The sequence below is a fragment of the Streptomyces sp. SAS_270 genome, from assembly GCF_052543295.1.
On the sequence record NZ_JBMNDS010000015.1, the window covers coordinates 1 to 22,172 of the forward strand.

At 69.2% G+C, this 22,172-nt stretch carries 18 protein-coding genes; 9 read left to right on the top strand and 9 right to left on the bottom strand.

Going from position 1 to position 22,172, the window contains the following annotated elements:
- Positions 1 to 539 precede the first annotated feature (539 nt).
- From ACN6LB_RS12975 to thyX, 3 genes are all read right to left on the bottom strand, one after another.
- A complete protein-coding gene (locus ACN6LB_RS12975; protein WP_356149324.1) occupies positions 540 to 2,225 on the bottom strand; it encodes a ribonuclease J in 1,686 nt (561 codons plus the stop codon).
- A 136-nt stretch (positions 2,226 to 2,361) separates the two neighbouring features.
- Positions 2,362 to 3,261, bottom strand: a complete 900-nt coding sequence (gene dapA, locus ACN6LB_RS12980; RefSeq protein WP_445025937.1) for a 4-hydroxy-tetrahydrodipicolinate synthase — start codon at positions 3,259 to 3,261, stop codon at positions 2,362 to 2,364.
- A gap of 211 nt (positions 3,262 to 3,472) precedes the next feature.
- The gene (gene thyX, locus ACN6LB_RS12985) at positions 3,473 to 4,213 is read right to left on the bottom strand and encodes an FAD-dependent thymidylate synthase (protein ID WP_356149316.1); all 741 of its coding nucleotides are present in this window, start codon (positions 4,211 to 4,213) and stop codon (positions 3,473 to 3,475) included.
- Between the two features lie 266 nt (positions 4,214 to 4,479).
- On the opposite strand from thyX, the gene ACN6LB_RS12990 reads away from it, so the two are divergent.
- Both ACN6LB_RS12990 and ACN6LB_RS12995 read left to right on the top strand, forming a co-directional pair.
- A complete protein-coding gene (locus ACN6LB_RS12990) occupies positions 4,480 to 4,719 on the top strand; it encodes a hypothetical protein (protein ID WP_445025938.1) in 240 nt (79 codons plus the stop codon).
- A gap of 123 nt (positions 4,720 to 4,842) precedes the next feature.
- Positions 4,843 to 5,400 (top strand): hypothetical protein, encoded by a 558-nt coding sequence (locus tag ACN6LB_RS12995; protein ID WP_445025939.1) that lies wholly within the window; start codon positions 4,843 to 4,845, stop codon positions 5,398 to 5,400.
- Positions 5,401 to 5,423: 23 nt separating this feature from the next.
- On the opposite strand, the gene ACN6LB_RS13000 is transcribed toward ACN6LB_RS12995, so the two are convergent.
- From ACN6LB_RS13000 to ACN6LB_RS13025, 6 genes are all read right to left on the bottom strand, one after another.
- Positions 5,424 to 5,879 (bottom strand): hypothetical protein, encoded by a 456-nt coding sequence (locus tag ACN6LB_RS13000; RefSeq protein WP_445025940.1) that lies wholly within the window; start codon positions 5,877 to 5,879, stop codon positions 5,424 to 5,426.
- Between the two features lie 34 nt (positions 5,880 to 5,913).
- The gene (dapB, locus tag ACN6LB_RS13005; protein ID WP_445025941.1) at positions 5,914 to 6,666 is read right to left on the bottom strand and encodes a 4-hydroxy-tetrahydrodipicolinate reductase; all 753 of its coding nucleotides are present in this window, start codon (positions 6,664 to 6,666) and stop codon (positions 5,914 to 5,916) included.
- A gap of 43 nt (positions 6,667 to 6,709) precedes the next feature.
- On the bottom strand, positions 6,710 to 8,089 hold the full coding sequence (locus ACN6LB_RS13010) for a M16 family metallopeptidase (protein ID WP_356148550.1): 1,380 nt from the start codon (positions 8,087 to 8,089) through the stop codon (positions 6,710 to 6,712).
- Positions 8,086 to 10,302 (bottom strand): polyribonucleotide nucleotidyltransferase, encoded by a 2,217-nt coding sequence (locus ACN6LB_RS13015; protein ID WP_356148547.1) that lies wholly within the window; start codon positions 10,300 to 10,302, stop codon positions 8,086 to 8,088. Before ACN6LB_RS13015 ends, ACN6LB_RS13010 begins: the two co-directional genes overlap by 4 nt.
- 357 nt (positions 10,303 to 10,659) lie before the next feature.
- Positions 10,660 to 10,947, bottom strand: coding sequence for a 30S ribosomal protein S15 (rpsO, locus tag ACN6LB_RS13020; RefSeq protein WP_030945091.1), 288 nt, complete (start codon positions 10,945 to 10,947; stop codon positions 10,660 to 10,662).
- A 278-nt stretch (positions 10,948 to 11,225) separates the two neighbouring features.
- Positions 11,226 to 11,408: a hypothetical protein gene (locus ACN6LB_RS13025; RefSeq protein ID WP_356148537.1), complete on the bottom strand. Its 183-nt coding sequence runs from the start codon at positions 11,406 to 11,408 to the stop codon at positions 11,226 to 11,228.
- 211 nt (positions 11,409 to 11,619) lie between these two features.
- On the opposite strand from ACN6LB_RS13025, the gene ACN6LB_RS13030 reads away from it, so the two are divergent.
- The 7 genes from ACN6LB_RS13030 (at position 11,620) to ACN6LB_RS13060 (ending at position 22,155) form a co-directional block, all read left to right on the top strand.
- Positions 11,620 to 11,916, top strand: a complete 297-nt coding sequence (locus ACN6LB_RS13030; RefSeq protein WP_445025942.1) for a DUF397 domain-containing protein — start codon at positions 11,620 to 11,622, stop codon at positions 11,914 to 11,916.
- A gap of 597 nt (positions 11,917 to 12,513) precedes the next feature.
- Entirely contained in the window at positions 12,514 to 15,924 is a 3,411-nt protein-coding gene (locus tag ACN6LB_RS13035) for an SCO5717 family growth-regulating ATPase (protein WP_445025943.1), read from the top strand.
- A 330-nt stretch (positions 15,925 to 16,254) separates the two neighbouring features.
- Entirely contained in the window at positions 16,255 to 18,093 is a 1,839-nt protein-coding gene (locus tag ACN6LB_RS13040) for an ABC transporter substrate-binding protein (protein WP_445025944.1), read from the top strand.
- 51 nt (positions 18,094 to 18,144) lie between these two features.
- Positions 18,145 to 19,212, top strand: a complete 1,068-nt coding sequence (locus ACN6LB_RS13045; RefSeq protein ID WP_445025945.1) for an ABC transporter permease — start codon at positions 18,145 to 18,147, stop codon at positions 19,210 to 19,212.
- Positions 19,209 to 20,165, top strand: coding sequence for an ABC transporter permease (locus tag ACN6LB_RS13050; RefSeq protein WP_445025946.1), 957 nt, complete (start codon positions 19,209 to 19,211; stop codon positions 20,163 to 20,165). The genes ACN6LB_RS13045 and ACN6LB_RS13050 overlap by 4 nt, the downstream gene beginning before the upstream one ends.
- Positions 20,162 to 21,166: an ABC transporter ATP-binding protein gene (locus ACN6LB_RS13055; protein ID WP_445025947.1), complete on the top strand. Its 1,005-nt coding sequence runs from the start codon at positions 20,162 to 20,164 to the stop codon at positions 21,164 to 21,166. The genes ACN6LB_RS13050 and ACN6LB_RS13055 overlap by 4 nt, the downstream gene beginning before the upstream one ends.
- Positions 21,163 to 22,155, top strand: a complete 993-nt coding sequence (locus ACN6LB_RS13060; protein WP_445025948.1) for an ABC transporter ATP-binding protein — start codon at positions 21,163 to 21,165, stop codon at positions 22,153 to 22,155. The genes ACN6LB_RS13055 and ACN6LB_RS13060 overlap by 4 nt, the downstream gene beginning before the upstream one ends.
- Positions 22,156 to 22,172: the final 17 nt, after the last annotated feature.

Consider the following 22,172-nt stretch of genomic DNA (forward strand, 5'->3'; position numbering starts at 1 on the left):
AATGTGTGCAGGTAATCCTGCGAAACACTCGCGTTGAGCGGAACAGCCGGGCGGAATAAGCCCAACCGTTCACAGCGTCCTCGCTAATGCGCCTACCGAAACAATGCCCGGCAGGACTTTTTTCAAAGGAACCTCGCCCCGACCGATCGGCCGGAGACGGGGTATCAACATATCTGGCGTTGATTTTTGGCACGCTGTTGAGTTCTCAAGGAACGGACGCTTCCTTTGTACTCACCCACAGAACATTTTCTGGGGCTTTCCTCCGGGCGCTTCCCTTCGGTCTTGCGTTTCCGACTCTATCAGACCGTTTTCCGATCCGATTTCCTCGGCGCTTTCCAGGTTTTCGCTTTCGCGTTTCCCTTTCCAGCGGCTCCGACTTTATCAGAGATTCTGAGTCGGAATTCCCCGCCCCGTTCGGGGACTGGTTCCGGCGCACGAAGCGACCGGGTTCCCGTTCAGGCGGAGACGTAAACGTACTGGAGCGGGGCGCCCCGATGCAAATCGAGGCGCCCCGCTCCGGGTTGGCGCGTGCGAGAGGGTCAGACCTCGACGACGACCGGGAGGATCATCGGGCGCCGGCGGTAGTTGTCCGAGACCCATTTGCCCAGCGTGCGGCGGATGAGCTGCTGCATCTGGTGGGGCTCGACCACGCCGTCCTGGGCGGACTTCTCCAGGACCTCGGTGATCCTCGGGACGACCTCGCTGAAGGCGGAGTCGTCGATGCCCGAGCCGCGGGCCTGGATGTGCGGGCCGCCGGTGATCTTGCCGGTGCTGGAGTCCATCACCACGAACACCGAGATGATGCCCTCGTCACCGAGGATCCGCCGGTCCTTCAGGGCGGGCTCGCCGACATCGCCGACCGAGAGGCCGTCGACGTACACGTAACCCGCCTGGACCTTGCCGGAGATCTTGGCCTTGCCCTCGACGAGGTCGACGACGACGCCGTCCTCGGCGATCACGATGCGGTCGTGCGGGACGCCGGTGAGGGCGCCCAGCTCGGCGTTGGCGCGCAGGTGGCGCCACTCGCCGTGGACCGGCATCAGGTTCCGCGGCTTGCAGATGTTGTAGAAGTACAGCAGCTCGCCCGCGGAGGCGTGGCCCGAGACGTGCACCTTGGCATTGCCCTTGTGGACGACGTTCGCGCCCCAGCGGGTCAGGCCGTTGATGACGCGGTAGACGGCGTTCTCGTTGCCCGGGATCAGCGACGACGCGAGGATCACCGTGTCGCCCTGGACGATGCGGATCTGGTGGTCCCGGTTGGCCATGCGCGAGAGGGCTGCCATCGGCTCGCCCTGCGAGCCCGTGCAGACCAGCACGATCTGGTGGTCGGGCAGGTCGTCGAGCGTCTTCACGTCGACCACCAGGCCCGGCGGGACCTTCAGGTAGCCGAGATCCCGGGCGATGCCCATGTTGCGGACCATCGACCGGCCGACGAAGGCGACACGACGGCCGTACTCGTGGGCGGCGTCCAGGATCTGCTGGATGCGGTGGACGTGGCTGGCGAAGCTCGCCACGATGATCCGCTTACTGGCCCCGGCGAAGACCTGGCGCAGCACGTTCGAGATGTCGCGCTCGGGCGGGACGAAGCCCGGGACCTCGGCGTTCGTCGAGTCCGAGAGAAGGAGATCGATGCCTTCCTCGCTCAGACGTGCGAACGCGTGCAGGTCCGTGAGGCGGCCGTCCAGCGGAAGCTGGTCCATCTTGAAGTCACCCGTGTGGACCACCATGCCCGCAGGGGTGCGGATGGCGACCGCGAGGGCGTCCGGGATGGAGTGGTTGACCGCGACGAACTCACAGTCGAAGGGGCCGATGCGCTCGCGGTGGCCCTCGGCCACCTCAAGCGTGTACGGGCGGATGCGGTGCTCCTGGAGCTTCGCCTCGATCAGGGCGAGGGTCAGCTTGGAGCCGATCAGCGGGATGTCCGGCTTCTCCCGCAGGAGGAAGGGGACACCGCCGATGTGGTCCTCGTGGCCATGCGTGAGGACGATGCCCTCGATGTCGTCGAGGCGGTCCCTGATGGACGTGAAGTCCGGCAGGATCAGGTCGATTCCGGGCTGCTCCTCCTCGGGGAAGAGCACGCCGCAGTCGACGATCAGCAGACGGCCTCCGTATTCGAAGACCGTCATGTTTCGGCCGATTTCACCGAGGCCGCCGAGCGGGGTGACCCGCAGGCCGCCCTTCGCGAGCTTCGGCGGGGCGCCGAGTTCAGGATGCGGATGACTCAAAAGACTCTCCTCACCACACGCGCCACGTACCTGTAAGGCACGTGGCGCGCATGACGTTCGTGCAGTAGCAGTTGTCTGTGTGGGGTGCAGGCCCGTGGCCTGCGTTGTCGTACGTATTCAGTTGTGAAGTCTGTGGTTAGAGCTGTACCCCGCCGGCGGCAAGATCGATCTTGAGCTGCGCGGTCTCCTCGGGTGACAGTTCGACCATGGGTGCGCGCAGCGGTCCGGCCGGCAGGCCCTGGAGGGCGAGCGCGGCCTTCGTGGTCATGACGCCCTGGGTGCGGAACATGCCGGTGAAGACCGGGAGCAGCTTCTGGTGGATCTCGGTGGCCTTCTGGACGTCGCCCGTGACGTACGCCTCGAGGAGGGCGCGCAGCTCGGGGGTGACGACGTGGCCCACCACGGAGACGAAGCCGACCGCGCCGACCGAGAGAAGCGGCAGGTTCAGCATGTCGTCGCCGGAGTACCAGGCGAGGCCGGAGCGGGCGATGGCCCAGCTGGCCCGGCCCAGGTCTCCCTTGGCGTCCTTGTTCGCGACAATACGCGGGTGCTCGGACAGACGCACCAGCGTTTCGGTGCTGATCGGTACGCCGCTGCGGCCGGGGATGTCGTAGAGCATCACCGGCAGCTCGGTCGCGTCGGCGATGGCCGTGAAGTGCCGGTACAGGCCCTCTTGCGGGGGCTTGTTGTAGTACGGCGTCACGGTCAGCAGGCCGTGGGCGCCGGCCTTCTCGGCGGCGCGAGCCAGTTCGATGCTGTGGTGTGTGTCGTTCGTGCCGACGCCGGCGACGACGTGGGCACGGTCGCCGACCGCCTCCAGTACGGCTCGTACGAGATCCGATTTCTCCGCGTCGCTGGTGGTCGGGGACTCGCCGGTGGTGCCGTTGACGATCAGACCGTCGTTGCCGGCGTCCACCAGGTGGGTTGCGAGCCGCTGCGCGCCGTCGAGGTCGAGTGCGCCGTCCGCCGCGAAGGGCGTGACCATGGCGGTGAGGACCCTCCCGAAGGGGGTCTGCGGAGTGGAGGTCGGAGCCATGGGTAACACGCTACTCGCTGCTCCATGCCTGGTCTGCCCTCGGGGTGGGCGACAAGTCGCGACAAAGGTGGAGCCCGGCACTGCCTGCTCGGGGGTTCAAGCAGTGCCGGGTCCGTTTGATCAGGCTAGATGAACTTCTCGAAATGCCGCAATACGGACACTTCGCACGGCTGATCCGTACATCTGTGCCGCCCGGGAGAACTGAGGTGCCCTACGGGGCCACGCGACCGTTGGCGTTGAAGGCCGCGTAGGTGAGCGGCATGAGCTTCGCCCACTCCGCCTCCATCTTCTCGCCGACCATCTCGATCTCCCGCTGCGGGAAGGACGGGACCTTGGCGAGCTCGTGCTGGGTGCGCAGGCCGAGGAAGTGCATCAGCGAGCGCGCGTTGCAGGTGGCGTACATCGAGGAGAAGAGGCCGACCGGGAGGACCGCGCGGGCGACCTCGCGGGCGACGCCGGCGGCGAGCATCTCCTGGTACGCCGCGTACGCCTGGCGGTAGGAGTCCTCCATCGTGCGGCCGACCAGCTCCTGTTGGGCCTCGGTGCCGTCCACGAAGACGTACTTGCCGGGGCGGCCCTGCTGGACCAGCTTGCGGGACTCGCCCGGGACGTAGAAGACGGGTTCGAGCTCCCTGTACCGGCCCGATTCCTCGTTGTACGACCACCCCACGCGGTGCCGCATGAACTCGCGGAAGACGAAGATCGGGGCGCTGATGAAGAACGTCATCGAGTTGTGCTCGAAGGGGCTGCCGTGCCGGTCCCGCATCAGGTAGTTGATCAGGCCCTTGGAGCGCTCCGGGTCCTTCTGCAGCTCGTCCAGCGACTGCTCGCCGACGGTCGAGACACGGGCGGCGAACAGCACGTCCGAGTCGGACGCGGTGTGCTTGACCAGCTCGACGGTGACATCGCTGCGGAAGCTTGGCTTGAGGTCGTCGGCGGGGGTGTCGGTCACGGCTTGGAGGGTCCTTCCCATCACGTCTCTCGGGCGGCGACCACTCTACGGCCCGGCACTGACAACGGGGCGTTCGGTACCGTGCCGCGACATTCGGCAGCGAACTTCTGCGAATTCGGCGAAACTGGGCACCTTTTGGGCTCTTCGAGCGTCTGTGTTGGTGACAGTGATTCGTTCGAGTCATCCGGGACACCCGACGGCTCCGATGTCTCTGATGTCTCTGATGTCTCTGATCCCTTCGAGTCTCCAGAGGAGAAGCGCTCCCCATGTTCCGTCGGCGCGAGCCCGTTCCGTTCGCCTTCATCGCCGAAGCCGACCAGTTCCGCAGCAACGTCACTCCCCCGCCCCGCGAGCGCGCGTCCGCCGGGCAGGTGGCCGGGCAGTGGCTCATAGGCCTCACCGTGGTCGCCGGGCTCGTGGGCGCTCTGCTGATCGGCACGCCCTCGCTGTCCCTCGACCAGTCACCGGCCAAGACGCAGCACTCCGAGGCCTCCGACGGGCGCTGACGCCCCCACGCCGCCCGAATGGCGTGGGACATACCCCCTTGGACCCCCAAGGGTGGTGAGCAGGCACGCGGCTCGATAACCTCACCGGGCATCACCCATGCGTGGATTGAGTGAGGATCAGTCGTGCCCCTGCCCTTCCTGACGGCGGACCGCGCCTTTGACGAGGCGGCGGACGATCTCGCGCTGCCCTTCGACGACCGCGATCACTGGCGGCGCCCGTACCGGCCCGGCCCCTGGCGGGTGGGCGCGGCCGCGCTGCTCCTGCTGCTCGCCTCGTACGTGCTCTTCGCCGCGGTCGTCATCGCGCTCACCGGCACCGTGGCCGCCGCGGGAGCGGTCCTGGGCGGAGCCGCGTTCGTCATCCTCTGCGCCCTGCGACTGCTGCGGGTCGGCACGTGGGTGAGCGCGATCGGGCTGCGTCGCGTGGCCTTCTTCCGTACCCGGACGACGTCCTGGGACCAGATCGTTGCGGTACGGACGGTCCAGCAGCCGGTGCGCTGGCTCGGGCTGCCCCGCACGGTGCAGGGGCAGGCTCTGGTCGTCGTACGCGGGGATCGGACGGCCGATGACCAGGCGCCGCTGCTGACGTCGCACAGTGCGGACTTCCTGGCGCGTATGGAGGCCTTCGACCGGGCGGCCGACTCCATCGAGGCATGGGCCGCGGAGTACGGCCGAGGCTGACCGGAACGCGTCGGAGCGCGTTCTCAGGCCTCGACAGGCGGCCTTCCCTCATGGAGTGCGATCGCGCGCTGCATCGCCTTGCGGGCGCGCGGGGTGTCGCGGGCGTCGTGGTAGGCGATGGCGAGGCGGAACCAGCTGCGCCAGTCGTCGGGGGCGTCCTCGGTCTCGGCCTTGCGCTTGGCGAAGACCTCGTCGGCCGAGTCACGGTCGATACGGCCGCCCGCGGTGCGCCTCAACTCGTCGACGGGCAGGCCGCCTTCGGCGTCGAGTTCGGCGGCGAGCCGGTTGGCCTTCCGCACGAACTGGGTGTTCTTCCAGAGGAACCAGAGGCCGATCACCGGAAGGATGAGGACGGCGACGCCGAAGGCGACGGTCACGACCGTGCCGGTCTGTATGAGCATGACGCCGCGGCTGCCGACCAGGACGAAGTAGACGACCAGGACGGCTGCCGTGACGGCGTAGGTGATTTTCGCGCGCATGTCTGCTGCCAGCTGTCTGTGACTGACCGACGGCTCAGCCGAGGTCCAGGAAGTGTTCCAGGCCGAAGGTGAGGCCCGGCGTGGTCACCACGCGGCGCACACCGAGCAGGATGCCCGGCATGAAACTGCTGTGGTGGAGGGAGTCGTGCCGGACGGTGAGGGTCTCGCCCTCGCCGCCGAGCAGGACCTCCTGGTGCGCCAGCAGGCCGCGCAGGCGGACCGCGTGCACCCGGACACCGTCGACGTCCGCGCCGCGCGCGCCGTCGAGGGCCGTCGCCGTGGCGTCGGGCTGCGGGGCACTGCCCGCCTTGCGACGCGCCTCGGCGATGAGCTGGGCGGTGCGCGTCGCGGTGCCGCTCGGGGCGTCCACCTTGTTCGGGTGGTGCAGCTCGACGACCTCGACGGACTCGAAGTACGGCGCTGCGATCTGCGCGAACTTCATGGTCAGCACGGCGCCGATGGAGAAGTTCGGGGCGATGAGCACGCCCGTCCGCGGCGACGCGGCCAGCGCGGTGTTCAGCTGTGCGAGGCGCTCGTCGGTCCAGCCCGTCGTACCGACCACCGCGTGCATGCCGTGCCGTACGCAGAAGTCGAGGTTGTCCATGACCGAGGCCGGGGTGGTCAGTTCGACCACGGCCTGGGCGCCGGTGTCGACCAGCGTCTCCAGCTTGTCGCCGCGGCCGAGGGCGGCGACCAGCTCCATGTCGTCGGCGGCCTCGACGGCTCGTACCGCCTCGGATCCGATACGGCCCTTGGCACCGAGGACCGCCACGCGCAGCTTGCTCATGTTCTTGATTCCTTAGTCGAGGGCTTGCCCGACAGTCGAGGACCTACGTGACCGCTTCGTGCAGACGGGAGGCCTGTTTGTCCTTGAGCGGGCCGATGACCGAAAGCGAGGGCCGCTGTCCCAGGATGTCGCGGGCGACGGAGCGCACCTCGTCCGGGGTGACCGAGGCTATCCGGGCCAGCATGTCGTCGACGGACATCTGCTCGCCCCAGCACAGCTCGCTCTTGCCGATGCGGTTCATCAGCGCGCCGGTGTCCTCGAGGCCGAGGACGGTGGAGCCCCTGAGCTGGCCGATGGCGCGGTTGATCTCGTCGTCGGACAGGCCGTCGGCGGCGACCTGGTCGAGTTCGTCGCGGCAGATCTTCAGCACGTCGTGGACCTGCGAGGGCCGGCAGCCCGCGTACACGCCGAAGAGGCCGCAGTCGGCGAAGCCCGAGGTGTACGAGTACACGCTGTAGGCCAGGCCGCGCTTCTCGCGGACCTCCTGGAACAGCCTCGACGACATTCCGCCGCCCAGCGCCGTGTTGAGGACACCGAGCGCCCAGCGGCGGTCGTCCGTGCGGGCCAGGCCCGGCATGCCGAGGACGACATGGGCCTGCTCGGTCTTGCGGCCGAGGAGCTCCACGCGTCCGGCGGCACGGATGGCGCGGCTGCCGTCGCGCGGGGCGATCGGCTCGGCGGCGGTCTGCTTGAGGGCGCCTGCCTTCTCGAAGGCGGCGCGGACCTGGCGTACGACCTTGTTGTGGTCGACGTTGCCCGCGCAGGCGACGACGAGGTGAGTCGGGTCGTAGTGCTTCTTGTAGAAGCGGCGGATGCGGTCCGCGGTGAGGGCGTTGACCGTGTCGACCGTGCCCAGGACGGGGCGGCCGAGCGGGGTGTCGCCGAGCATCGTGTGCGCGAACAGGTCGTGCACGCAGTCGCCCGGGTCGTCCTCGGTCATCGCGATCTCTTCGAGGATGGCGCCGCGCTCGACGTTGACGTCCTCTTCGCGTATCAGCGAGCCGGTCAGCATGTCGCAGACGACGTCGATGGCGAGCGGCAGATCGGCGTCGAGCACGCGTGCGTAGTAGCACGTGTACTCCTTCGCCGTGAACGCGTTCATCTCGCCGCCGACCGCGTCCAGGGCGGAGGAGATGTCCAGGGCGGACCTGCGGCTGGTGCCCTTGAAGAGCAGGTGCTCCAGGTAGTGCGTGGCACCGTTCAGGGACGGGGTCTCGTCGCGGGAGCCCACGTGCGCCCAGATGCCGAACGTCGCGGAGCGCACGGAGGGCAGCGTCTCGGTGACGATGCGCAGGCCGCCCGGGAGGGTGGTCTTGCGGACCGTGCCGATTCCGCCGGTGCCCTTGATGAGGGTTTGGGTACGGGCGACGGCCCGCGCCTCCGAAGAGGTGCGGGCCGTCGTCGTGGAGCTACTCGACGTCACTTGTCGGTGTCGTCCTTCTTGTCGTCGTCGCCTTCACCCTCGATGACCGGGATCAGGGAGAGCTTGCCGCGGGAGTCGATCTCGGCGATCTCGACCTGGACCTTGGAGCCCACGCCGAGCACGTCCTCGACGTTCTCCACGCGCTTGCCACCGGCGAGCTTACGGATCTGCGAGATGTGCAGCAGACCGTCCTTGCCCGGGAGCAGCGACACGAACGCACCGAAGGTCGTCGTCTTCACGACGGTGCCCAGGTAGCGCTCGCCGACCTCCGGCATGGTCGGGTTGGCGATCGAGTTGATCGTGGCGCGGGCCGCCTCGGCGGACGGGCCGTCGACCGCACCGATGTAGATGGTGCCGTCGTCCTCGATCGTGATGTCGGCGCCGGTGTCCTCCTGGATCTGGTTGATCATCTTGCCCTTGGGGCCGATGACCTCACCGATCTTGTCCACGGGGATCTTGACGGTGATGATCCGCGGGGCGTTGGGGGACATCTCGTCCGGCGTGTCGATCGCTTCCATCATCACGTCGAGGATGTGGAGGCGGGCGTCGCGGGCCTGCTTGAGGGCCGCGGCCAGGACGGAGGCCGGGATGCCGTCCAGCTTGGTGTCGAGCTGGAGGGCGGTGACGAACTCCTTGGTGCCGGCGACCTTGAAGTCCATGTCGCCGAAGGCGTCCTCCGCACCGAGGATGTCGGTGAGGGCGACGTAGTGCGTCTCGCCGTTGATCTCCTGGGAGATCAGACCCATGGCGATACCGGCGACGGGGGCCTTGAGGGGCACACCGGCGTTCAGGAGCGACATGGTGCTGGCGCACACGGAACCCATGGACGTCGAACCGTTGGAGCCGAGGGCCTCGGACACCTGACGGATCGCGTAGGGGAACTCCTCGCGCGTCGGCAGCACCGGCACGAGGGCGCGCTCGGCGAGGGCGCCGTGGCCGATCTCGCGGCGCTTCGGGGAGCCGACGCGGCCGGTCTCACCGACGGAGTACGGCGGGAAGTTGTAGTTGTGCATGTAGCGCTTGCGGGTCACCGGGGAGAGGGTGTCCAGCTGCTGCTCCATGCGGAGCATGTTGAGGGTGGTGACGCCCAGGATCTGGGTCTCGCCACGCTCGAACAGCGCCGAGCCGTGCACGCGCGGGATGGCCTCGACCTCGGCGGCGAGCGTACGGATGTCCGTGACGCCTCGGCCGTCGATGCGGACCTTGTCCTTGATGACGCGCTCGCGCACCAGGGACTTGGTCAGCGAGCGGTACGCGGCGGAGATCTCCTTCTCGCGGCCCTCGAACTGCGGGAGGAGCTTCTCGGCGGCGATGTCCTTGACGCGGTCCAGCTCGGCCTCGCGGTCCTGCTTGCCGGCGATGGTGAGCGCCTGCGCGAGCTCGCTCTTGACCGCGGCGGTGAGGGCCTCCAGGACGTCGTCCTGGTAGTCGAGGAAGATCGGGAACTCGGCGGTCGGCTTGGCGGCCTTCGCGGCGAGGTCCGACTGCGCCTTGCACAGGACCTTGATGAAGGGCTTCGCGGCGTCGAGACCGGCGGCCACGACCTCCTCGGTCGGCGCCTCGGCGCCACCCTTGACCAGCTGGATGGTCTTCTCGGTGGCCTCGGCCTCGACCATCATGATCGCGACGTCGCCGTCCTCGAGGGTGCGACCGGCGACGACCATGTCGAAGACGGCGTCCTCGAGCTCGGTGTGCGTCGGGAACGCGACCCACTGGCCGTTGATCAGCGCGACGCGGACGCCGCCGACCGGGCCGGAGAAGGGCAGACCGGCCAGCTGCGTGGACGCGGACGCGGCGTTGATCGCCACGACGTCGTACAGGTGGTCGGGGTTGAGGGCCATGATCGTCGCGACGACCTGGATCTCGTTGCGCAGGCCCTTCTTGAAGGACGGGCGCAGCGGGCGGTCGATCAGGCGACAGGTGAGGACGGCGTCCTCGGAGGGACGGCCCTCACGTCGAAAGAAGCTGCCGGGGATCTTGCCGGCGGCGTACATCCGCTCCTCGACGTCCACCGTGAGGGGGAAGAAGTCGAGATTGTCCTTGGGCTTCTTGGAAGCGCTGGTGGCCGACAGCACCATGGTGTCGTCGTCCAGGTACGCGACGGCGGAGCCGGCGGCCTGCTTGGCCAGGCGGCCCGTCTCGAAGCGGATGGTGCGGGTGCCGAAGGAACCGTTGTCGATAACGGCCTCGGCGTAGTGGGTCTCGTTCTCCACTAGCGTTTTCTCCTCGTCTTCGTCCCGGTCCTGCCCGTGTGGCAGGGGGACGGTGGCGGAGAAGCGCTCCGTCTTGCGGGCCGGTCTTCGATCGAAGCACCCGGGGGTCTCTTTCGCCCGGGGGCCACTACCGAGGACCGGCGGCGGCGAGGTGCGCTTCTCCTCGTTCGGTGTGGGTGATGACGCCCTACCCGGTGGGGTGGGCGGTATCACTCTGTGTCGTACGTATTGCGTTGTGCCACCACACTACAAAGCGGCAGTGACACTCCGCATGTTTCCGCACGTACAGCAAATCTGCACGTACAGCAAAAGGGAGCGGCCCCCTTCTTCAGTGGGAACCGCTCCCTTCACGGCGTCTTACTTGGCGCCGGCCGCACCGCGGCGGATGCCCAGGCGGTCGACCAGCGCACGGAAGCGCTGGATGTCCTTCTTGGCCAGGTACTGCAGCAGGCGGCGACGCTGACCGACCAGGATCAGCAGACCACGGCGGGAGTGGTGGTCGTGCTTGTGGGTCTTGAGGTGCTCGGTCAGGTCCGAGATCCGGCGCGAGAGCATGGCGACCTGGACCTCGGGGGAGCCGGTGTCGCCCTCCTTCTGGCCGAACTCGGTGATGATCTGCTTCTTCGTAGCGGCGTCGAGCGACACTCGTACTCCTCGTAGTCCTGTGATTGCCACCGAGTGCCCCTGGTCCACATCTCAGGGGAGCTTCCGTTACTCGGGAGGCGGGGATCCGCTGGGCGCGGCCTTCAGATCCCTGGGCAGTTCCTTGCGGAGTGCCTTCATCGGGGTCCGAGGGTGCGTACACAAACGGCCGCTACACAGGGTACCAGGGCATACGACGACCTCGTGCCCGGCGTCAATCCGCCTTCGTGCCCGGCGTCAGTCCGCCCGTCGGCGGGTGTCAGTTCGCCTGGCGGCGAGTGTCAGTCCGCCTGGCGTTTGGCCGCCCAGACGCACAGGACCACGATCAGGATCACGACAGGGATGATCCACATCAAGGAGGAGCCGCCTCCACCGCTTCCGTAGTGGTGGCCGCCCCCATAAGTGTGACGGTAGCCGCCGCGTCGTCCGCCGATGGCGAGCAGGTGTGCGTCGTGGAGATTCATGCGGCGGACTCTAGTCAGCGTTTCCCTGACATGGTCACGTCGTCACGGAGGCGTGACACGTCTGTGGCGCGGAGGGTACCCGCGTCAGCGCCACGGCGGGGCGGGATGTCCCGTACCGGTGACTACCAGCTCGTTTCCCGGTGCATGCCAGGAGTGAGCGCATAGGGTGACCGCACAGTTCGCACGTACGTGGGGAAGGGGCCGCTCGACCATGGCCGAGGCAGAGGACCAGGACGTCAGGGCACGCAAGGAGCGGGAGAAGGACGAGCTCTACGCCCTCGACATCTCGGGTGTCGAATGGCAGAGCGCGCCGGGCACGGAGGAGCACGAGGAGCGGGTGGAGATCGCCTACCTGCCCGGGGGCGCGGTGGCCATGCGTTCGTCCCTCGACCCGGAGACGGTCCTGCGGTACACCGAGGCGGAGTGGCGTGCCTTCGTGCTCGGGGCTCGGGACGGGGAGTTCGATCTGGAGCCGACGCCGCACAACGGTGGGACGGCAGCGCAGTAGAAAGCGGCAGAGGCCTTACAAGCGGGGACGGGCAGAGCGACGCCGCGCCGCTGTTCAATCTGTCGGCCCTGGCGACGACTGCGAGCAGCTTGCCCGTCGTCTGCCGCCCGTCGCCCGACTGCCGGGCCCTGAGCGGTCTTGCCGTCCCTGAAGTGCTCGTCGTCGAGGTGCTCGTCGTCGTTGCCGCGCAAGAAGAGCCGACCGCCCGGGCGCAGGGGGCGTGAGTCGAGGCTCGGGCGAACAGGTCCTTTCCACGGGGAAGTGGGCGATAACGCCCGTAATGATGGCTGTGTTTGTCCGTTTTGAGGGTCAATCGTGAGCGTGCGCAGGCGACTTCTGGGCAGGGTGTGACGTAGCGGGCAGTCGCGGTGGGGTGGACAGGCCTGCCCTATTGACAGTCATGGTGATTAGGCTGGGACCGGGCGCGACGCCAGAACCCGTGACCGGCTTGCCCGCGCCCCAGGGGGAGAGCCGCGTGGAATCGGACGACCTCGAACGACTTCGGACGACTACGAGCGACCACGGACGACCGCGGACGGAACGAGCAATGACCGTCCCGGCACCGCACGAGGGTGCTCGACCACACCAGGAGGAATTGTGAACAGCGATCGGGACGGGATCCGCGGGGGCTGGGCCACACCCGGCGATGACCAGTCCGACGCGGAGTCCGCCGTCGAGACGACGGGCGAGTTCACCATCGACTACGCGCCGCCTGCCTGGTACACGCAGAACGCGTCGGAGGGGTCGGGCGACGAGGCGTCGGATCCGAAGGCTTCGGAAACGTCCGAGACCCCGGAGGCTTCGGCTGCTTCGGCGGCTGCGCCCTCGGCTCCGGCCGCTCCCTCCTTGCCTGTTCCGCCGGCGCCGCCCGTTCCGCCGGTACTGCCCGTCGGCGGTCCCCTTGCCGTGCCGAAGTTGCCCGTGGGGAGTGGGTTCCGGCCGGAGACGGCCGAACCCGAGCCTGTCGCTGCCGCTGCGGCGGATCCGGCTCCAGCCGCGGATGCAGGAAGTCCGGCGGCTCTGCCGAATCTCCTCGGCTTCCCCGCGGGCGGTGCTCCGGGGCAGTGGGCTCCGCCCGCACCGGTCGCGCCCACCGCGCCGCCCGCCCCTGTTGCTCCGGCCCCTTCCGAGGAGGCGGAGTCCGGAAACGGGGATCTTGAGAGTGGCGCCACCATGCGGATCTCCGCTGTCGCTCTGAAGCGGGAGATCGCGGAGCGAGAGCCTGTTGACGCCGAAGCCGAGCGGGCCGCGGGGCCCGATGCCGAGCCTGAGGTCGAAGTCGAGCCCGACGCCGAAGTCGAGGCGGAGGCCGAGCCCGAGGTCACCGAGGACGACGGTGCTGACGCCGGCGCCGAGGCCGACGTCGTGGAGTTGTCGCTCCGCCGTCCCGCCGAGCCCGCTCCGGAGCAGGAGCCGGAGCAGGAGCCGGTAGGCACTGAGGGTGACGACGCCGATGGCGTGGACGCCGTAGATGTGGTGGAGGAAACCGCTGACGCCGGTGACGTGGCATCGGCCTCCTCCGAGGATGAGGACGAGAACGAGGTCCAGGACGCGGCCCTCGCCGAGGCGCCTGAGGTGCCTGAAGTGCCGGAGGCCCCCGAGGCCGCTGACGTCGAGGTCGTCGACGCCGAAGCAGTCGATGCCGAGGTCGTCGACGACGTGCCGCAGGACGACATCAATGACGCCGTCCCTCAGGGTGCCGAGCCTCAGGACGCGGTGCCCGCGGCCGTGCCCGTACAGGACGCCCCGCCTGCGTGGGCTCCGCCGCCCGCGCCTCAGGGTGGGCTGCCGCCGTTGCCGCCCACGTACCAGCCTGCCGCGCCCGCTCCCGCCGCCCAGTGGCCCGCGTCCACCGAGCCCGCGGTCGCTGACGCCGGTCCGGCTGCGCCGCAGCCGCAGGGACAGCCTCCGGCGCAGCCGTTCCACCCGCAGGCGCCGCAGCCCGCTCCCCCGGCGTGGCCGTCCTCCCCCAGCGCGGGTGCACCTGCTCCGCAGCCGCCCGTGCCGCCCCTGCCGAACCCGGTGCCGGCCCAGGCGCAGCCCGGGAGTTACGGCTTCCCGCAGGCCAGCACTCCCCCTTCTCCTCCGACTCCGCAGGGCAGTTACGGTTTCCCGCAGCCCGCGGCCGCCGCGCCCGCGCCCCACCCGGCTCCCAACCCGGCGCCCCAGGGCCCCGGTTACGGCTTCCCGCCGCCGGCTGCGCCCGCTGCCCCGCAGCCCCCGGCACCGCAGTCCGCCGCCCCGCAACTCCCCACCCCCCAGCCGGGCTACGGCTTCCCGCAGCCCCCGGCGCCCAACTCACCTTCCCCGCAGGGTGGTTACGGCTTCCCGCAGCAACAGCAATCGCCCCAGCCGCCGCAGCCACAACCGCAGCCGGCGCAACCCGCCCCAGCACCCCAGGCACCCGCGCCCCAAGCCCCCGCCCCACAGGCGCACGCCCCGCAGCAGCCCGTCGACCCCCGTGCCGGTGCCGCCTGGCCGCAGCCCGTGCAGCACGACCAGCGGCAGCCGACCAACCCCGGTGCCGCGCCGCTCGGTTACACGGCGGCCGTGGAGCTGTCCTCCGACCGGCTGCTGAACAACAAGAAGCAGAAGGCCAAGAGCGGGCGGCCCGCCGCCTCGTCGCGGTTCAAGATCGGCGGCAAGAAGGAGGAGGCCGAGCGGCAGCGGAAGCTCGACCTGATCCGTACGCCGGTGCTGTCCTGCTACCGGATCGCCGTCATCAGCCTCAAGGGCGGCGTCGGCAAGACGACCACGACCACCGCGCTCGGTTCCACGCTCGCCACCGAGCGGCAGGACAAGATCCTCGCGATCGACGCCAACCCGGACGCCGGTACGCTCGGCCGCCGGGTGCGTCGCGAGACCGGGGCCACCATCCGAGACCTCGTCCAGGCGATCCCGTACCTCAACTCGTACATGGACATCCGGCGGTTCACCTCCCAGGCCTCGTCGGGGCTGGAGATCATCGCCAACGACGTCGACCCGGCCGTGTCCACGACCTTCAACGACGAGGACTACCGGCGCGCGATCGACGTGCTGGGCAGGCAGTACCCGATCATCCTCACCGACTCGGGCACGGGCCTGCTGTACAGCGCCATGCGCGGGGTGCTCGACCTCGCCGACCAGCTCATCATCATCTCGACGCCGTCCGTCGACGGTGCGAGCAGCGCCAGTACGACGCTGGACTGGCTGTCGGCGCACGGGTACGCGGATCTCGTCTCGCGGTCCATCACCGTCATCTCCGGGGTACGCGAGACCGGCAAGATGATCAAGGTGGACGACATCGTCGGCCACTTCGAGACGCGCTGCCGCGGAGTCGTGGTCGTGCCCTTCGACGAGCACCTCGCCGCGGGCGCCGAGGTCGACCTCGACATGATGCGGCCGAAGGTGCGGGAGGCGTACTTCAACCTCTCCGCGATGGTCGCCGAGGACATCGTGCGGCACCAGCAGTCGCACGGGCTGTGGACGAACGACGGCAACCCGCCGCCGGTCGCCGCCCCGCCGATGCCCGGCCAGGGATATCCGGGCCAGCCCACACCGGGCCAGCCGGTTCCGGGCCAGCCCGGCCAGGGCCAGGTCCCGCAGCCGCCCCAGCCCGGTCAGCCGTACCCGCAACCCGGTCAGCCGTACCCGCAACCCGGTCAGCCGTACCCGCAACCCGGTCAGGCATACCCGCAGCAGGGCCAGCCCTACGCCCAGCCGCAGCCGCAGCCGCAGCCGCACCAACCGCAACAGCAGCAACAGCCCGGCCATCAGCCCTCCCCCCAGCCGCACCAGCCGTACCCCGCCTACCCCCAGCCCGGCCAGGCACCGCACCCCCAGCCAGGCCAGGCCGCAGTGCCCCCGCAGGCGCCACAGCCCGCGCCCCTGCCCGCGCCTCAGCCCGGCCAGCCGTACCAGCCGGGGCAGCCGTTCCAGCCCAACTCCCCCGCGCCGGGGCAGCCGTACCAGTTGAACCAGCCGGAACAGGGGCAGACCCCGCCCCCTCCGGCGCCCCCTCAGCAGTAGCGCGAAGTCACCCGGACGGCCCCTTTCGGGGTGTCATTTCGGGCCAGGGCCCGCACCGTTCACCCACGGTGCGGGCCCTGCGTGTGTCCAGGGGCGAAAAGGGGCGCCACTCCCTGGCCAGGAGGGCGTCACCGGTCTGAACCAATGGGCGTCAGATTCGAGCCAACTCGTTATTTCCGCAGGCCACATGGGGTCCAACTGCCGTTGACGTGCGTGGAGCGCCGCTGATAGACACACACATCAACCCCGCCGGCGTCACCTGATCAATCTCCTGCTCCAGTACTGCGACAAGCCATCCCTGTGCGAGCGATGACGCGAGGTCACCGACTGATGAACAGATTCGAGAAACACAGCAGTGGGCTTCGGCTCATCGCCGCCGCGGGCGCCGCGGCGCTCACCCTCACCGCCGGTCTCGCGACCCCGCTCAACCCCGCGCCGCAGCAGGCCCAGGCCAAGGAGAGCAAGAAGGTCCTGACCGTCGCGGTCGCGCAGAGCGTCGACTCGCTCAGTCCGTTCCTGGCAAGTCGTCTGATCAGTACGAGCATTCACCGGCTCATGTACGAGTACCTGACCAACTACGACCCCAAGGACAACCACGTCGTCCCGGGCTTCGCCACCAAGTGGGAGCCGTCGGCCGACAAGCTCACCTGGACCTACACGATCCGCTCCAACTCCAAGTGGTCGGACGGCCAGAAGGCCACCGCCGAGGACGCGGCGTGGACGTTCAACAAGATGATGACCGACGAGGGCGCGGCCACGGCCAACGGCAGCTTCGTCGGGAACTTCAAGAAGGTCACGGCTCCCAGCGCCACCCAACTGGTGATCGAGCTGAAGAAGCCGCAGGCCACGATGACGGCGCTCGACGTGCCGATCGTGCCCAAGCACGTCTGGGAGAAGGTCAAGGACTTCTCGAAGTTCAACAACGACAAGTCGTTCCCGATCGTCGGCAACGGGCCGTTCGTCCTGACCGACTACAAGGCCGACAGCTACGTACGGCTGAAGCCCAACAAGACCTTCTGGCGCGGCACCCCGAAGTTCGACGAGCTGGTCTTCAAGTACTACAAGGACGGCGATGCGGCCGTCGCCGCCCTTCAGAAGGGTGAAGTGTCGTTCGTCTCCGGGCCCCTGACGCCGGCTCAGGCCACCGCGCTCAAGAGCCAGCAGGACATCAAGGTGAACGACGCGCCGGGCCGCCGTTTCTACGCGATCGCCACCAACCCGGGCGCGCAGGCCAAGGACGGCAAGAAGTTCGGCGACGGACACGAGTCGCTGCGGAACGAGAACGTGCGGCACGCCCTGTTCATGGCGGTCGACCGCAAGACGATCGTCGACAGGGTCTTCCAGGGCCACGCGGTCGAGGGCGCCGGCTACATCCCGCCCCGCTTCTCGTCGTACTTCTGGAAACCGTCGACGAGCCAGGAACTGGCCTACGACCCGGCGAAGGCGGCCCAGCTCCTCGACCAGGCGGGCTACAAGAAGAACGGTGACGGCAAGCGCGTCGGCAAGAACGGCAAGCCGATCAACTACCGCATCCTGTGCCACGCCACCGACCCGAACGACAAGGCGGTCGGCCAGTACCTCAAGGAGTGGTGGGGCAAGCTCGGCATCGGGGTCACGCTCAACTGCCTGGACAACGTGACCGACCCATGGCTCGCGGGCAAGTACGACCTGGCCTTCGACGGCTGGTCCGCCAACCCCGACCCCGACTTCCTGCTGTCGATCCAGACCTGCGACGCGCTCCCGGCGACCCCCAAGGACACCGGGGCGACGGACAACTTCATCTGCGACAAGAAGTTCGACGACCTCTACCACCAGCAGCTCGCCGAGTACGACGCCACCAAGCGGGCCGAACTCGTCAAGCAGGCGGAGTCACGGCTGTACGACACCGGGTACATGAACGTCATGGCGTATCCGAACGCGGTCGAGGCCTACCGCACCGACCAGATCAAGTCGATCACCACCATGCCCGAGGCCGCGGGCAACATCTACGGCCAGGACGGCTACTGGAGCTGGTGGTCGGCGGTTCCGGCCGGGTCCTCCGGTGAGTCCTCCGACGGTTCGAGCTCGACGGGCGTCATCATCGGCATCGTCGCGGGCGTCGTCGTCCTCGCGGGCGCCGGAGTGTTCCTCGCGATGCGCCGCCGGTCCACCGCCGGGGACCGCGAGTAGGCAGCACGCATCACCGGCACCTCGATGGGCGTACGAGCGAATGAGTAGTTCATGACCGCTGACGCAACACCCGCGCTGGTCGAGACGATCGGCGGCCCGGCTCAGGCCGGGCCGTCGGTCCGCGGACCAAGGGCGCGCACCAGGACCGCGTATCTGCGCTATGTGGCGGGCAAGCTGGGCGGCGCGGCCGTCTCGCTGCTCGCCGTCCTCGTCACCAGTTTCTTCCTCTTCCGACTGATCCCCGGCGACCCGGTCAAGTACATGACGGGCGGCCGTCAGGTCTCGGCCGAACAACTCGCGGCGTACCGCAGGGAGTTCGGTCTCGACCTGCCGGTGTGGGAGCAGTTCACGGACTACTGCGGCAAGGCGCTCACCGGCGACCTCGGCACCTCCTACCAGTTCCGGGCGCCGGTCATCGACAAGATCACCGAGGCGCTGCCGAACACCCTGCTGCTCACCGGCACGGCGTTCGTCCTCTACACGGCGCTCGGTATCTTCCTCGGCACACGCGCGGCCTGGCGCAACGGCGGGCTCGGTGACCGGCTCAACACCGGTCTGGCGCTGACCCTTTACTCGATCCCGTCGTTCTGGCTCGGACTGCTGCTCATCATCGTCTTCTCGGTGGGCATCGGCCCGATCCCCGGGCTCTTCCCGACCGGCGGCATGGAATCGGGCGGCGAGGAGGGCTTCGCCTACGTCCTCGATGTCGCCCACCATCTCGTCCTGCCGGTGCTCACACTGGTCGCGGTCGAGTACGGACAGACGCTGCTCGTCACGCGCTCGGCGCTGCTGGACGAGATGGGCAGCGACTATCTGACGACCGCGCGGGCCAAGGGACTTCGGGACGATCTCGTACGGCGTCGGCATGCCGTTCCCAACGCACTGCTGCCGACCGTGACGCTGATCTTCATCAACCTCGGGCGGACCGTGGCGGGAGTGATCCTCGTCGAGACCGTCTTCTCCTGGCCGGGCCTCGGCGGGCTCTTCTACCAGGCGTTGAGCGTGCCCGATCTGCCTCTGGTCCAGGGGCTGTTCTTCGTTTTCGCGGCAGCTGTGGTCGTGATGAACACGCTGGCCGATCTGATCTATCCGCTGCTCGACCCCCGGGTGGGCCGATGACGACCGAATCAACCGCCACTGAACCCACAGGCGTGGACAAGGCCCCCGCTCCGACGGCGGCGCGGAGCCCCCGGGCCCTGGCCTGGCAGCGCAGGCGGCACTCCGCCGCCCGCTTCTGGAAGCAGTACCGCACCCATCACGCCGGCGTGTTCGGCCTGGCCGCGCTCGCGCTCTTCGCGCTGATCGCACTGACCGCGCCGTTGACCGTCGGCTCCGACGTGCAGAGCGTGACCGACGCGCCCGGCGATGCGATGGAGAGCCCGAGCACCGAATTCCCGTTGGGCACCGACCAGTTCGGGCGCAGTCTGCTCGGCCTCGTGGTGTGGGGCGCGCGGGTCTCGCTGCTCGTGGGGCTGCTCGCGGCCGTGCTGTCGGTGGCGATCGGCGCGTTCATCGGCATCACCGCCGGGCACTTCAAGGGCTGGTACGCGACCGTACTGATGCGGATCACGGACTGGTTCCTGGTCATGCCGACCCTGGTGCTCGCGATCGCCCTCGCGACCGTGATGTCCCGCTCGCTCGGCACGATCATCCTGGCGATCGGTGTCACGACCTGGCCGACGACGGCCCGGCTGGTGCGCGCGCAGACCCTCGCCGTGGAGTCGCGGCCTTACATCGAGCGCGCCAAGGCGCTCGGCGGCGGCCACTGGCACATCATGTCCCGGCACGTCCTGCCGAACGTGATGCCGCTGGTGCTGGCCCAGACGACCCTGATCATCTCCTCGGCGATCCTCGCCGAGGCGACGCTCGCCTTCCTCGGCCTCGGCGATCCGACGGTCGTGTCCTGGGGCGGGCTGCTCCAGGACGCGCGGGAGGCGGGTGCGGTGAGTTCGGGCAAGTGGTGGTATCTGGTGCCGCCGGGCATCGCGATCGCCACCGTCGCGCTGGCGTTCACGCTGTGCGGCCGTGCGGTCGAGTCGGTTCTCAACCCCAAGCTGGGGGTGGCGCGTTGACGCTCCTGGAGGTCAGGAACCTCGAAGTGACGTACGCGGGCGGAGCCGCCGCCGTGCGCGGAGTGGACCTCGCGGTGGAGGCGGGGCAGAAGCTCGGGATCGCGGGCGAGTCCGGCTGCGGCAAGTCCACGCTGGCGCTGGCGCTGCTGCGGCTGCTGCCCGCGGGGGCACGCACGAGCGGTGAGATCCTCCTCGACGGCGAGGACGTGCTGACGATGAAGTGGGGCCGGGTGCGCGCGGTGCGCTGGGCCGGGGCGTCGATCGTCTTCCAGGGCGCGATGCACTCGCTCAACGCCGTGCACCGCATCGGCGACCAGATCGCCGAGCCGATCCTGCTGCACAGGAAGGCGACCCCGGCGGGCGCGAGGAGCAGGACCGGTGAACTCCTCGAACACGTCGGCCTGCCCGCCGCCCGCGCGGACGCCTACCCGCACGAGCTCTCGGGCGGCCAGCGCCAACGCGTCATGATCGCCATGGCGCTCGCCTGCGACCCGCAGCTCGTCATCGCCGACGAACCGACCACCGCCCTCGACGTGATGATCCAGGCACAGATCCTGCGCCTGATCGAACAGCTCGTCGCGGAGCAGGACGTGGGTCTGATCATGATCAGCCACGACCTGGCGGTGCTGGCCGACACCTGCGACCGGCTCGCGGTGATGTACGCGGGCCGCGTCGTCGAGGAGGGGCCGGCGCGGCAGGTGTACGAGAACGCCCAACACCCGTACAGCAAAGCCCTGTCGGCGGCGTTTCCGCGCATCGGTGACGCGGCGTCGCGGTTCGCGCCGCGCGGCCTTCCGGGCGACCCGCCCGACCCGGCGGCGCTGCCGTCCGGCTGCACGTTCCACCCGCGCTGCGCGGTGGCGCTCGACTCGTGCGGCACGCAGGACCAGGTGCTGCGCGCGGCGGGCGGTGGCCGGTGGGCCGCCTGCGTGCACGTGGGCACCACGGCTCAGGAATCCGCGCCGGAACCCGAGGCGGACGACGCGAGGAGCACCGCATGACGACATCGGCCTCGCCTCTCCTCACCGCCGAGGGCCTGCACGTGAGCTTCCCGGGCCGGCACGGCGCCGACCGGGCCCGGGCCGTCGACGGCGTCGACCTCGACATCCGGCCCGGCGAGATCGTGGCGCTGGTCGGCGAGTCGGGCTGCGGCAAGACGACGCTGGCCCGCTCGCTCCTCGGCCTCGTCCCGCCGACGGGCGGCCGCGTGACCTTCGACGGCAAGCCGCTCGACTACTCCTCACGCGCCCTGAAGGCCTACCGCAAACGCGTCCAACTGGTGCTGCAGGACCCGAGCGGCTCACTCAACCCCCGGCACACGGTCTACGACGCGGTGGCCGAGGGCCTGCGCATCCACCGGTACGGCGGCGACGAGCGGGCGGCGGTCGCCGAGGCCCTCTCCCGGGCCGGGCTCAGGCCGCCCGAGCGGTTCTTCCTGCGCTACCCGCACGAGCTGTCCGGCGGCCAGCGCCAGCGTGTCGTGATCGCGGGCGCGCTCGTCCTGGAACCCGAACTCATCGTCGCCGACGAGCCGGTGGCCTCTCTGGACGCCTCCGTACGCGGCGAGATCCTCGCCCTGCTCCTGCGTCTGAGGACCGAACTCGGCCTGTCCGCCCTGGTGGTGACCCACGACCTGGGCCTGGCGTGGAACATCGCCGACCGGGTCGCGGTGATGTACCTGGGCCGGATCGTGGAGACCGGCGAGGTCGAACAGGTTCTGACTGCACCTCAGCACCCGTATACCCAGGCCCTGTTGTCGGTCCTGCCTGAGGCGCCGGGCGACCCGGTGGTGCTGACGGGCGAGCCCCCGGATCCGTCCCGCATCCCCGCGGGCTGCCGTTTCCACGCGCGGTGCCAGATCCTGGCGAGCGGCGAGGCCGAGCGGGCCGGGGTCGCGGACGCCTGCCGGGGCCAGGACCTGGAGGTGCTGAGCGGCGGCGGTGAGGCGCAGGTGGCGTGCCACTGGGCGCGGGCACGCGTCAGTACGTGATGCCGGCAACGTGAAAA